General features: G+C 56.0%; 18 protein-coding genes and 1 pseudogene. 17 read left to right on the top strand and 2 right to left on the bottom strand.

What is annotated here, in order from left to right; genetic code table 11:
* Position 1: 1 nt before the first annotated feature.
* Genes J1W56_RS00095 through J1W56_RS00075 form a run of 5 tightly spaced genes read left to right on the top strand, consistent with a single transcriptional unit; the run spans position 2 to position 2828 of the window.
* Positions 2-448: a hypothetical protein gene (locus J1W56_RS00095; protein WP_223611169.1), complete on the top strand. Its 447-nt coding sequence runs from the start codon at positions 2-4 to the stop codon at positions 446-448.
* Between the two features lie 12 nt (positions 449-460).
* Positions 461-1510, top strand: a complete 1050-nt coding sequence (locus J1W56_RS00090; RefSeq protein ID WP_223611168.1) for a major capsid protein — start codon at positions 461-463, stop codon at positions 1508-1510.
* 56 nt (positions 1511-1566) lie between these two features.
* Positions 1567-1893, top strand: a complete 327-nt coding sequence (locus J1W56_RS00085) for a hypothetical protein (protein ID WP_223611167.1) — start codon at positions 1567-1569, stop codon at positions 1891-1893.
* A 51-nt stretch (positions 1894-1944) separates the two neighbouring features.
* Complete coding sequence (locus J1W56_RS00080; RefSeq protein WP_223611166.1) at positions 1945-2463, top strand: DnaT-like ssDNA-binding protein; 519 nt, start codon at positions 1945-1947, stop codon at positions 2461-2463.
* On the top strand, positions 2460-2828 hold the full coding sequence (locus tag J1W56_RS00075) for a hypothetical protein (protein ID WP_223611165.1): 369 nt from the start codon (positions 2460-2462) through the stop codon (positions 2826-2828). Before J1W56_RS00080 ends, J1W56_RS00075 begins: the two co-directional genes overlap by 4 nt.
* Positions 2829-2834: 6 nt before the next feature.
* Here J1W56_RS00075 and J1W56_RS00070 read toward each other — a convergent pair whose 3' ends face one another.
* Entirely contained in the window at positions 2835-3329 is a 495-nt protein-coding gene (locus tag J1W56_RS00070; RefSeq protein WP_223611164.1) for a hypothetical protein, read from the bottom strand.
* 38 nt (positions 3330-3367) lie between these two features.
* Here J1W56_RS00070 and J1W56_RS00065 point away from each other — a divergent pair, with 38 nt between their 5' ends.
* The 7 genes from J1W56_RS00065 to J1W56_RS00035 are packed head-to-tail and all read left to right on the top strand — an operon-like array spanning position 3368 to position 6715.
* Positions 3368-4414 (top strand): phage head morphogenesis protein, encoded by a 1047-nt coding sequence (locus tag J1W56_RS00065; RefSeq protein WP_223611163.1) that lies wholly within the window; start codon positions 3368-3370, stop codon positions 4412-4414.
* Between the two features lie 59 nt (positions 4415-4473).
* On the top strand, positions 4474-4839 hold the full coding sequence (locus tag J1W56_RS00060; protein WP_223611162.1) for an HK97 gp10 family phage protein: 366 nt from the start codon (positions 4474-4476) through the stop codon (positions 4837-4839).
* Positions 4839-5255 carry a DUF4128 domain-containing protein gene (locus tag J1W56_RS00055; protein WP_223611161.1) on the top strand — a complete coding sequence of 139 codons (417 nt, stop codon included), beginning with the start codon at positions 4839-4841 and terminating at the stop codon, positions 5253-5255. Before J1W56_RS00060 ends, J1W56_RS00055 begins: the two co-directional genes overlap by 1 nt.
* 9 nt (positions 5256-5264) lie before the next feature.
* On the top strand, positions 5265-5495 hold the full coding sequence (locus J1W56_RS00050; protein ID WP_223611160.1) for a hypothetical protein: 231 nt from the start codon (positions 5265-5267) through the stop codon (positions 5493-5495).
* Between the two features lie 2 nt (positions 5496-5497).
* On the top strand, positions 5498-5971 hold the full coding sequence (locus J1W56_RS00045; RefSeq protein WP_223611159.1) for a phage tail protein: 474 nt from the start codon (positions 5498-5500) through the stop codon (positions 5969-5971).
* Between the two features lie 8 nt (positions 5972-5979).
* Positions 5980-6357, top strand: coding sequence for a hypothetical protein (locus tag J1W56_RS00040; protein WP_223611158.1), 378 nt, complete (start codon positions 5980-5982; stop codon positions 6355-6357).
* Between the two features lie 16 nt (positions 6358-6373).
* Positions 6374-6715, top strand: a complete 342-nt coding sequence (locus tag J1W56_RS00035; RefSeq protein WP_223611157.1) for a phage tail assembly chaperone — start codon at positions 6374-6376, stop codon at positions 6713-6715.
* Positions 6716-6743: 28 nt separating this feature from the next.
* On the opposite strand, the gene J1W56_RS00030 is transcribed toward J1W56_RS00035, so the two are convergent.
* Positions 6744-7151, bottom strand: a complete 408-nt coding sequence (locus J1W56_RS00030) for a hypothetical protein (protein WP_223611156.1) — start codon at positions 7149-7151, stop codon at positions 6744-6746.
* Positions 7152-7163: 12 nt separating this feature from the next.
* Here J1W56_RS00030 and J1W56_RS00025 point away from each other — a divergent pair, with 12 nt between their 5' ends.
* The 5 genes and pseudogenes from J1W56_RS00025 to J1W56_RS00005 form a co-directional block, all read left to right on the top strand.
* Entirely contained in the window at positions 7164-9749 is a 2586-nt protein-coding gene (locus tag J1W56_RS00025; protein ID WP_223611155.1) for a phage tail tape measure family protein, read from the top strand.
* Positions 9749-10402 carry a hypothetical protein gene (locus tag J1W56_RS00020; RefSeq protein ID WP_223611154.1) on the top strand — a complete coding sequence of 218 codons (654 nt, stop codon included), beginning with the start codon at positions 9749-9751 and terminating at the stop codon, positions 10400-10402. Before J1W56_RS00025 ends, J1W56_RS00020 begins: the two co-directional genes overlap by 1 nt.
* Positions 10399-10989: a DUF2163 domain-containing protein gene (locus J1W56_RS00015; protein WP_223611153.1), complete on the top strand. Its 591-nt coding sequence runs from the start codon at positions 10399-10401 to the stop codon at positions 10987-10989. The genes J1W56_RS00020 and J1W56_RS00015 overlap by 4 nt, the downstream gene beginning before the upstream one ends.
* Positions 10990-10995: 6 nt before the next feature.
* Positions 10996-11391 (top strand): DUF6950 family protein, encoded by a 396-nt coding sequence (locus tag J1W56_RS00010; protein ID WP_223611152.1) that lies wholly within the window; start codon positions 10996-10998, stop codon positions 11389-11391.
* 6 nt (positions 11392-11397) lie between these two features.
* A pseudogene (locus J1W56_RS00005) lies at positions 11398-12305 on the top strand (phage tail protein); the annotation flags it as partial.

The raw sequence follows: 12305 nt of genomic DNA, 5'->3' as shown, positions 1-12305 counted from the left end.
CATGGCCCGCTTCAATAAAATCTTCGCAGGTCCGGTTACCGACAACGATCCGCAGGTGCAGGAAGCCATCTGCGCCACGGCGATCATGCCAGGTACAGGCCTCGTCTGGTCTGGCGCCAACTTCGCCCAGGCCGGGGCATCGGCTGTCGGCAAGCTCTTCATCGCCCAGGACAACTATCTTCTCATGAAGGGCGTTGACGATACCTGGGACGCCGGCGACCGCGTGATCGGAATGGAATTCGCCGACGATGAGTTTTTCAACGTCCGCGTACCGACCGCAACCAACGTCGCCAAAGGCGCCGCGTTGACCACCAATGCAACGGGCCGGTTCATTCTGGCAACGGCTGGCAAGATGGTCTTTGCGTTCACGGAGGAGGCCTACAACAACACATCTGGTTCCGACCAGCTTGTCCGCGTCCGCGCGGCCAAGGGCTACATCAGCGCGTAAAGGAGACAAGCAATGCGCTACTTTGATACTCAGCTCGTCACCAACTCGCGTATTCATGCTGGTTGGTGGAACGAGGTATCGGCGAACCGCGAATGGTTCCACCAGACCGAAACTGCACTCGCTACGGTGCAGAACGCCGCTTCCATTCTGCCTCGCGATGCGTGGCTTGATCTGGATGGCATTACCCGCCGCGTCATGCGCAGTGACGAAGGTCAGGTCTATATGGCCGATCTGATGCCACTGGCAAAAGCGGTCAATATCGGCAAGCTCGTCCACCTCAATCGCGTATCTTCGGATGCCGGTTCGGTGACCCGTTCGATGTCCGGCCAGATCCCGACGCCGATGGACAAGGTAGTCTATGACTATCGTGGTGCGCCTGTTCCCATCTTCTCGACCGGCTACGGCCGCGAGTGGCGGGAATGGAACACGCTCCAGTCCGAGAACTTCGACGCGCTGTCGGACGATCAGGAAGCCCATACCGCGAAAATCCGTCGCGACATGGCACTCTATGCCCTCGATGGTGATCCCACTATCGTGGTCGGTGGCTACAAGGCCTATGGCATTCGCACTTCCACCCTCTCCAAGGCACTCAATCTTGGCGCAGGCGCGGGCGGCGCGAACATCGATCTGACGGCGGCGACCACGACGGCCGACGACATCGACAAGTTCATCACCCAGACTTTGGGCGCCATGCTTGATGCCAACCTGATCACCGGCAAGGTCAATCTCTACATCTCGCCCGAGATCGGCCGCCGGTTCGACCTGTCCTATTCCGGTTCGTCCGGCTTCAAGGGCGGGAGCTTGCTCCAGTATCTGCTCACCAATCGCCGCATCAACAAGATCGCGGTCACCTACGAGCTGTCGGGCAATGCGTTCTTCGGCTTCGTGCCGAGTTCGGATTTCATTCGTCCGCTCGTTGGCATGGCAGTCAACACCACGGCAATCACCCGCGACAACCCGACTGACAACTATCAGTTCCTTGTCATGGGCGCGATGGGGCTGGAAATCCGGGCGGACTACAACGGCAAGTCCGGCGTGTTCTATTCCACGGTGGTCAATTAATCCCGACGCCTCGCCTTCGGGCGGGGCTCTTCTCCTCATTGCTTGGAGCAAAGCAAATGGACATCATAATCACCAAGGGCGGGATTTTCGGGAAGGATGGCGAGATTGCTGTCGGTACCGAATTGACCGTCGCGAACGAACCAACCGGCTGGGCCGGTCGCTACGAGATCATCTCGGGCGGCAAAGAAGGCAAGACTGCCGTCACCAACCCGGGAAGCGGCCAGAGTGGCGACACGCCAAGGACCGCGCTCGAAGTGCTGGAGCTTGCCGGCGGCAACTTCATGACCTTCAAGTCAGAAGCCAAGAAACTGCTGGGTGAAAAGACCCCAGGCACCAAGGACGAAATCATTGCCGCTCTCGAAGAGCTGGCAACTCAGCCTTGATCCAATGCCCGGCGCTTGTCGTCGGGCACATCATTCCATTTGAGGTACGAGATGGCTGGATACGGCGACGACGCACAGTTCACGACATGGATGACTGACAACGGTCGTACTCTGCCGGCCGGGGCTCCGGCTGTGGCAGTACTGCGCCAGCGCGGATCGGCATATATTGACGGCCTCTACAGCGGCGTTGCCGGATCGCGGGTCGGTATTCGCTTCATGGGCGCCCCGACAGAAGGATACCTGCAAGAGCGCGCATGGCCTCGTATCGGCGTCCTTGTCGGCAGTCAGGTCATTCCCTCCGACGTAATCCCGTTGGCAGTTGTGCATGCATCATTTGAAGCGGCATTCGCTGAGGCCACCAATCCCGGCTCGCTATCAGCCACGACTACAGCTTCGCAACGAGTGACGCGCGAACGGGTCGAGGGCGCCGTTGATGTCCAATATGCTGATCCGGGTTCGGACACTGCCTTGGACGCCACCCCGATTTTCACGGCAGTTTATGGTCTGCTGAAGCCGTTCCTGATCAATGATGATCGGTTGACACTCGGCATTTGGTCGGTCGGCCGATGACAAAATTCAACTATGAACGCATGCAGTCAACCGCAACTCGGTTGCTCACACGGTTCAATCAGGGTGTCGTGACCTTGACGCGGCCAGGCACAGTCACGCCTGCGCCCAATCCGTGGGAACCACCCGTCGAGAGCGATCCTATCGTCTATACCCTCAACGCAGTCGTGAAGGCGGTCGAAGACAAGTTCATCGATGGCACGCTGATCTTTGCGACCGACCGGGTGGTGATTTGCTCAGTTCTGCCCGTTGAAGTCCTTCCTGGGGACAAGTTGAGCATAGATGGGAAAGCCGTCACCACAATCAAAACGATGCGCATTCCCGACGCGGGAGTTGTGGTCGCATGGAAGTTCATCGTCAGAGGGTGACCCTAGTCATTTGCGACTATAATGCTTACGGAGATGGTCGTTTGCATGTTTCACCCCATTCTTCACAACTATCGCCAGCAGTACGAACCTGTTTAACGGTGGAAGATCTGCCAACTTTTTTACATGACCAGCATCCGGATACTTCTGGATAACGAGGTCATAAGATGTTTGTGCAGCCTGTTTGGCGGTGGGACCTAGTGATTTGTACAGATTATCGACAAGATTTTCGTCGAGGCTTGCGTGAAGATTATGTGCAAATTTATTCCTGATCTGCGCAGTGGTCATAAGTGATGACTTGAATTCAGATGGCAATCCCAAAGCGATCGCTAAATGAACGAGCCCGGAATATTCCAAACGCATGGCCCGAATGGATTCAGGGTTGATGACCGATTGGTCGATGAACTCTAACAGTTCATGTTCGATATAGATCAACGTCTTAATGACGACGACAAGCGGCTCGCGGCTCTGCAGGTCAGCAAAGAATTCTGAGTCGTCCGCCACTTTGCACTCCATGTTTTTCACAACTTTGGGATCGTAGTATGCTCAAGCGTCTTACTGCACGCGAGAAGTTCGAGCAACTGATCGCCGACTTTGAACCGCTCCTTCGCAATGCCTTCATGGAGAGCATTGCCGATATCAAGAGCCGCATTCAGCTGAAGCGGATCGTTGAGCGGCTGGAGCGAAACGACATCGCCGGCGCCTTCGACATGCTGCACATGGAACCGGCAGCATTCCGTCCATTGGATAAGGCTATTGCCCAGGCGTTCGAAGGCGGCGGCGTATCGGCCGTTTCAAGCTTGCCTGCTCTCTATGATCCTACAGGCCATCAGCTCGTTGTCAGGTTCGATGTTCGCAACTACCGGGCCGAACAGTGGTTGAGCAGTCATCCGAGCGATCTGATCACAAACATCATTGAGGATCAGCGCCGCGCCGTTGCGAAATCGCTCACTGCCGGTATGGAAGCCGGGAATAATCCGCGGTCGACAGCGCTTGAACTCGTCGGGCGGTTCAATCGCATTACCGGACGCCGCGAAGGCGGTATTCTCGGGCTGACGTCGATACAGGCTGACTATGTCGCAACTGCTCGTCACGAGCTCGCCTCGGGCGACGCAGCGTTGATGAAGAACTATCTGACCCGCAATCGCCGCGATCGACGGTTTGATAAGACGGTGACCGCAGCAATTCGAGATGAAAGGTCACTGGCTGCCGACGTCATCAGCCGCATTGCCGGGCGATACGAGGATTCCCTGTTGAAACTGCGCGGCGATACGATCAGCCGAACAGAAACGCTGACAGCGCTGAATGCGTCCAACCAAGAAGCATTCCGGCAAGGTCTCGACAAAACCGACTATACCGAGCAGGACGTAACGAGGGTTTGGAACACCGCCCATGACGAACTTGTCCGCCACAGTCATGCTGCCATGGATGGGCAGGAAGTGAAGGGGCTCAATACTCCCTTCACTGCTCCGGACGGATCGCAACTTCTCTATCCCGGCGATACTTCGCTGGGCGCGCCGGCAAGCCAGATCATCAATTGCCGCTGCATGCAGTTCATCCGACTCAACTATGCCAAGGGCGTCGACTAGTGGCACAGCGGAATTTCAGTGCGTCGGTTGATGCATGGGTCTTGGAAACCCACCGCAGAATGGTGGCAGTCTTCAGAACGGCAACACAGTTTGTCATTGAAGACATGATCGGGCGCACACGGGTCGATACGGGCTTTCTCAGGGCCAGTGTTGTTGTTTCGACAGATGGACCGGCACCGATGAGCAGGCCACTCCCGCCGGGAAGCACGAAGAACCAATACGCGCCGAACGAACAATTCGCCCTGGCAATTGCTGGCGCCGATGTCGGCCAGACGATCTGGGCAACTTACACAGCAAATTATGCTGCCCATCGAGAATACGGGACACATGGCCAAACTGGCGACGGCATGGTGCGGCTTGCTGCGCAGAACTGGCCGCAGCATGTCGAGCGCGCTACAGCGACGATCAAAGCAGGGGGTTCGTAATGCCGACAGTTGAAAGCACGATCCCGAGCATTCTCTTCGCACGGGTCGCGGAATTGGCGCTCACCCCAGCATTGCCGGTTTCATATCCAGACATTCCGTTCACTGCACCCGCAAGCGCTTATCTTGAAGTGCGTCATTTGCCGAACAGCAACGTCAATCCATTCGTCGGGAATGCTGACGATACTCAATATCGCGGCCTGTTGCAGATCACGGTGGTTTATCCCTCGGGCAAGGGAATTGTCGCCCTTCTTGAAGTGGCCGGAAAGCTCGTCGACCACTTCAAGAAGGGCACCGTTCTACGATCTGGCGCCACCACGGTTCGCGTTTATGAGAAACCCTCGGTTGCGCCTTCGTCACAAGACACGGACCGGGTGCGTGTCCCCGTCACCATCAAGTACAACTGCTTCGCACCATAGAGGCCAATCATGGAAATCATCTATTCGAGCCAGCCTGTCCCTGAGAAGGGCGGGCGGAAGGCGATCAATCCTGCCTTCTTCACAGTGCCAGAGGAAGGCGTGACGACGGTCTATCTCAATGGCGACTATCGCTACATTGAAGCGGCATACGAAGAACTGGGTATCCCGGTTTTGCCGCTTTTCGAAATGCCCCCATCGAAACCCGCCAAGTCTGGCGAACCATCCAAGAAAGGAGCCTAACCATGGCTTTTACCAATGCTGGCGGTAAGTTTTTCATTTGCGCTACACCGCAGCCAACCGACCTGACTGTTGCGGCATTTGCTGCATTGCTGTGGGTCGAAGTTAAGAACATCGGATCGCTGCCGGAATCCGGCACAAGCACGAATATCGTGTCCTATCCGACCCTCGACACCGATGTCACCCAGAAAGCCAAGGGCATTTCCAATGCCGGCGACAGTACACTTGAGCTAGCCCGTGACGCGCTTGATCCGGGGCAGGTGGCTTTGCGAACAGCAGCCGCCACGAAGTTCTACTACGCCTTCAAGCGTGAACTGACCGACGCGCCCGACGCAACCCACACCAACACGGTTTTCTACAATCGCGGCGTCATTTCCGGCCCGATCCACAATGGCGGCCGGAACGAAGATTTCATCCTTGAGACCTTCAACCTGGGCTACGTCCAGAAAGAAGTCGTCGTCAATCCAACAACGATCTGAGGTGATCCGTGGACCTTTCAACTATTGAAGAACAGTCGATCCGGGTGGACGTCAAGCACCCAGCGACTGGTGAAGACACCGGTTTTGTCATCCTCGTCGTTTCGCTGGAGAACGACCGGGTTATTCCGGCCCGCCGGGCAATCACCAACAAAGCTCTGCGCACCCGGAACAAGTCGCTGACGGCCGAACAGATCGCCGACAACGAGATTGATCTGCTTGCCGCCGCAACTGTCGGCTGGGAATGGAACGACGACGCTGATTGGGGTGGTGAAAAGCTGGCATTCTCGCCGGCCAACGTCAAAAAGGTTCTTCGTACACCATGGGTGAAGAAGCAGGTAGACGCTGCTCTGGAGGACGACGCCGCCTTTTTTCGCGGAGATCAATGAAAGCCTCTGCGAAGCGGTGAAATTGCGCGTCCGGTACGAGTTGCCGGACGAGAACGGCGAAACTCGACGTGAGCGCAACACGCGTTTCAATGCCGACAGTCCCATCATCACGATTGAGGATACAATCCAGTATCTTTGGGATTGGTTCTGGGAGATGAGCGATAGCCGCTCTTCCGGAATGAACGGGCCGAACCCGATTTCGCATCAAGACTTGATGGCTTGGTGTCAGTTTTCGGGAAATATCCTCCTACGCGAGGAATGGCGGATTCTGACCGCAATGGACAACACCTATCGTGAAGCCATTGCGATTGAGAACAAGGAACAGGCTGAGCGACAGAAGGAAAAAACCGGCAAATAGCGCTTTTTGGCGACTTAGCCAACGAGCATCAGAAGCACTTGTCGGAAGGTGTTCCCGGAAATTCCGAACACTTCACAAGCGTCCGGTTGAAACCAGTCAATTTTACCCATTCGTACTGTGCCACCTGGGCAGATACCTGCTTTTCCGTCATGGGTATGTTCTTCGGCATATCAGCTACGTCGTACCAAAAACCGACTTTGCAGATTTCACTGCTGCCGCATTTCGATCTGGCAATTGTTTCGAAGTCAGAGGCTGTCTTGGCCTCACGCGAAACAGACACTCCGTAGAAATTCTTACCGATATCACGCGTTTCAATGACACGGCTCGCCGAAAGTTTGGCGACTTCTCTTTGCCCGGCATTCGGCCACGATTGATATAGCGCGATGCCGACGATGGCTAAGAGAACAGCGCTCGTAAACAAACTCTTGTTATTCATTTGAGGCCCCCAATGGATTTAGCAACGCTTGGTTTGGCGGTGGACAGCAAACCTGTCAAGGCTGCCAACGATGACCTGAAGGACTTCCAGAAGGCGGCACAAGGCGCTGAAAAGGCGGCCGATGGATTTTCCAATGGTGCTGGCAAGGCGGGTAATGCTGCCAAGCGCATGCAAAAGGATATCGACGGTGCGGAAAAGTCGTTCAGTAGTCTGAAAATCGCTGCCATCGCAGCCGGAGCGGCAATTGGTGCAGCACTTGGTGCAGGTCTGGCTTCAGCCGTGAACCGGATCGAGGCGGTCAACGTTGCAATGCGGAAGATAGACAAGGCGTTGGCGCTGAATGGGTATTCCTATGACGTCACCGGCGTAAAAATCAAAAAGTTCGCCGATGATCTTGAGCGAGCAACGGGCAGGGCTGCCCAGGACGTACTCAACATTGCGCCGAACCTTGCAAGCTTTGGCTTCACTGACGAGGTCTTTTTCCGCGCGATCAAGCTCGCAAATGACATGTCGGCAGCATGGGGCGGAGACCTGAAACAAAATCTTGAGGGCCTTTCTCGCGCACTGGCTGATCCGGTAAAGGGGTTTGCAATGCTGTCGCAGCGCGGGATCACGCTGACAGACACCCAAAAGAAGCTTGCCAAATCCTTGATGGAGTCGGGACAAGGCCTGAAGGCACAAGGCGTAGTCTTTGGAGCGCTGGAATCGCAGATATCAGGCGTTGCGGAATCTGGTTTCGCGGGCCTCACCAAGGCCACGGCAAATGCCCGTCTGGCGCTGGAAGGTTTCTTCGAAGCGATTGTAGTCAAGACAGGATTGATGACAGCCCTAGAGGTGGCTCTCAATGCGGTCGCTACTGCCCTGGATTACCTCACAGAACACATGGGAACGATCCTTGCCGTGCTCGCAAGCGTCGGGACCGGTCTGGCGATAGCGTTCGGGCCAGCAATTATCGGTGCAGTGGGAACACTAGCGGTCCTAATCGGGGGAACACTTGTTGGGGCTGTCGCAGCTCTGACGGCGGCGCTCTTGGCAAATCCACTTGGCTTGCTGGTCGCAGGAATTGGGCTCGCTATCACCGCAGCATACGCTTTCCGGGACGAAATCCAAAAGGCAATCGGAGTTGACGTCATCCAGTTGGCAAAGAATGCCGGCAACATGATCATCAATTCCTTTGTGGCCGCTTACGAGGATATCAAAACACTCTGGATGAATTTTCCTGATGTGATCGGGGCAGCTGTCATTGGTGCCGTCAACGCCGTGGTTACGGGCGTTGGCAAAATGGTCAACGTGGTCATCGATAGTATCAATGAAATGATCAAGGCGATCAGCGGCCTCACAGCCAAACTCGGTATCGATCTTGGAACCGGAATTGAACACGTAAAGTTCGACGCGATCCCGAATGAGTATGCTGATCGGCTTGGCAAGGTCTTGGATGACCGAAACAAGAAGATTGCCGAAATCATGGGGACAGATCGGTTGGGCCAGCTTGGCAATCTGTTTAATCCGTCTACGCCCGCCGCACCGGCAGCCGGCGGCCCCCTAAAGGATCGTGAATTCGGATCCGAAGGCAAGATGAGCTCGGCTGCGAAAGCCTATCGCGATTTGATCAAGCACGCTCAAGACCGCATTGACCAGATGAAGCTTGAGGCGGAGACGGCCGGGTTGAATGGTGTGGCCGCCGATACCATGAGGTTCAAGCTCGAACTGCTCCAGAAGGCCCAGGACAAAGGTCGCACGATCACTGCGGCGCAACGGGCAGAGATTGAGGCATTGTCAGTTGCATACGGCAAAGCGGCGGAGGCCGCAGCGAAAGCGAGCCTTACCAAGGATTTGATGTTTGACCGTGACCAGATGGGCCGGTCAGCAATTGACCAGACAATCGCAAGCACGTTGCGTGGTGCCGGACTGGAAGTCGACTTCAATTCCTATGAGGCCGGATTGATCCGAACCAACGAGCAGTTGAAAGAGGCCCGGTCACTTGCCGGTGATTTTGTTTCGACTTTCCGCCAAGGGCTCGAAAGCGGCAAGTCGGTATGGGAAGCCTTCGGTGATGCTGCAATGTCAGTGCTCGACAAGATCACTGACAAACTCCTCAACGACGTTCTCAATGCACTTTTCGAGGTCAATAAGGCTGGCTCAGGTAGTGGCGGCGGATTGTTTGGCTTCCTCGGAAGTCTGTTGGGTGGCGGTTCATCGAGTGCCGCTGCTGATCCATGGGCTGGCATGCGCATGGCAAGCGGCGGGGCGTTCACCGGTGGCGTGCAGAAATTCGCAAATGGTGGCACCTTCACCAACTCCATCGTCAGCAGCCCGACGCTGTTCAAATTTGCCAGCGGTACCGGCCTGATGGGTGAAGCTGGACCAGAGGCCATCATGCCGTTGAAGCGGGATAGCTCCGGCCGTCTTGGTGTGTCTGCTGGCGGCGGTATGGTTGCCAACAATAATCAGCCTCAAGAGGTGCTTCTGCGCGTTGTCGGTGAAGAAGGGCCAATGTTCCGTCCGACAATCCGGGCGGAGAGCGAATCTGTTTCTGTCCGCGTTGTCACTGAAAACAATGCTGCGCAGCAGAATTATCGGCAGAACGGCGGTCAATAATGGCAACTTTGATATCTTTGCCGCCGGTTCCGCTGATCGAATGTGACTTCAAGCCTGTCCGTCCGCGCGACACAAACCGAATGGAAGGCCGTAAGACGGAATCCCAGACGTTCGGGACGCCGTACTGGACCATGAGCGCCAAGTTTGCAGCATTGTCGGATACTGATTTGGGGCTTATGCGCGCGTTCATGATGCAGGCGGGCGACGACGGCGAAGTCTTTGCAGCCTATGATGCAATGCGTCCTCGCCCCGTCCTGATGGATATGGGCAAGCCGCTTTCTGGCACGAAGGCCGGTGGCGGCGCATTCAATGGTGATGCGGTCCTTCAAACGATCATCAACGCGCTTCTGATAGCGGTAAGCGGCCTGCCTGCCGGCTTTCAGCTTTCGCCTGGTGACTATGTTGAGATACGCAAATCACCGACAGTACGGTCACTGCATTTGATCACCGCGGCTGCTACGGCCAATCCGTCTGGCAATTGTACATTTCCGATCAAATACGCGCTCGACCTTCAGACGTTCACGTTGCCTTGCACGGTTCATTTCGAGAAGCCGTCCTGCACGATGCAGATTGATCCCGGCAGTTGGCAGGGGCCGAAGTCATGGGCGAGCAGGGAACCAAGTTTTTCGGCAACTGAGGTATTCTTCTCATGAGCACTGTTCTTGATCCTGCAGTTCAGGCCGCCGTCGACGCCGGCCAGATCCGCCGCCTCGATTTGATCCGTTTCGATCTGCCCGGACGGACGGTCGGATATCACCGGGGAGGGCGTCCATTCACCTATAACGGTCTCACATACCTACCGAACCGGTATTTGTCGGCGGGTTCCATGAATAGCGCTCTCGGCGTGGCTGTGACGACGCGGACAATCACATTTTCGAATATCCCGACGGCAGACGTGAATGATGCGATCGCCAAGATCGAAGAGTTCAACTACCTAAATGCGCCTGTGATCATCGCTCATATCTGCGGAGATCCGGCAACCGATCAAGTCTTGGGTGTGCTTGCCTCGAGCATCTACGAGATCGACAAGGTGAAGTTCAACAAGAGCGCGATCACTCAAGGAGGGGAGCGCAACCTGACTTTGTCCATTGATCTTCAGCCGCCCGGGCGTTCGGCGCGCGGCTCCACTCAGGTCAAGCGGTCACAGGAAGAGCAGCAGTTCGACAATGCGCTCACCGATACCTGTCTTGAATATGCATCCGTGACCGGCAGCCAGCCGGTTGAATGGGGCCAAAGGTAACAACCCATGACCAGATTCGAAATTGTTGCGGCTACGCTGAGCGCGGAGATGGCAAAGCCATATCAGTATGGCAGTGCCGACTGCTTTTTCCTTGGCATTGCCATGATCGATGCTCTTGCCGGGACCGAACACCGAAAGACCTATGCCAAGGATTACCGCACGATCCTTGGCGCACAGAAGGCGTTGCGCAAGCGCGGGCATAAATCTCTCGTTACGTTCTTCGAAACGATTGTTGAGCCGTGTGCGCCCGCCGCTGCCCGTCTGGGCGACATCGTAATCCTTCAGCTTGGCTCACATGAGCATGTCGGCATCTGCCTCGGATCGCGCTTCGTTACCAAGACCGATCAGGGCCAGTCCTACCATAGCCTCAGCGACTGCATCGCGGCGTTTCGCGCAGGATAAGCATTCATGCCAATTTTTACTGCCATTGCCGGTGCAATCAGCGCCGCGCTTTTTGCCGGTTCTGCTCTGGCGACAACGCTCATTGCTGGAGCTCTGGCGTTTGGCGCAAAGCTCGCGTTCAGTTATTTGAACCGTCCCAAAGAGCGGAAATACTCGGCTGTCCAGGGCGAAATCCAGTACGGCGCGGATGTGCCGGTTGGAGCCATGTTTGGCACCGGCATGACCAAGGGACACCGGATTTTCTACGCGAAGTACGGCAAGGGCAACAAGTTCAACAGTGACATCTATGTGCTGTCGAATGGTAGGTGCGATGGGCTGGAAGGCATCTATTTCTACGGTGAGAAGAAGACGCTCGTACCGAAGCCGATCACCGGCAACGAGGCGGCTTGCTTCGGTGTCGATGGCTTCGACGATAAGATTACGATCCGCTTTTACGACGGCCGACCAGGGCAGGGCGTTGATACCAAGCTCGTCAGCGTAACGAATGCGCTTGGTCGCAATTGGAAGGCGTCGAGCGTCTGCGCCGGCCTCTGCTACGTCGTCGTCGACAGGGAATACAACGCGGACAAGTTCGAGAAGGGCGCGCCCGAGTTCAGTTTCATTCTCCGTGGCCTTCGGCTTTACGACCCGCGCAAGGACAGCACTGTAGCAGGTGGATCAGGTCCTCATCGGCTCGACAATCCGGCTACTTGGGAATTCTCCAAGAATACGGCTGTGCAGCGCCTGAACTATCAGCTTGGTTTGCGCGGATTGATTTCCGGCCGAACCTTGATCGGCGAGGGCAAGTCGATGGGTCAGCTCGACCTGTCTTCCTATTTCGCTGCGATGAACGTCTGCGACACGATCAGGAAGGGAAAGCCGACATATCAGAGTGCGCTCTACGTTCAGGGATCCGATGACCACACGGAAATTCT

This window comes from Phyllobacterium calauticae, from assembly GCF_019991125.1.
Lineage (GTDB): Bacteria > Pseudomonadota > Alphaproteobacteria > Rhizobiales > Rhizobiaceae > Phyllobacterium > Phyllobacterium calauticae.
Note: the sequence above shows the minus strand (reverse complement) of the source record. Positions and strands in the feature narration are given on the sequence as shown.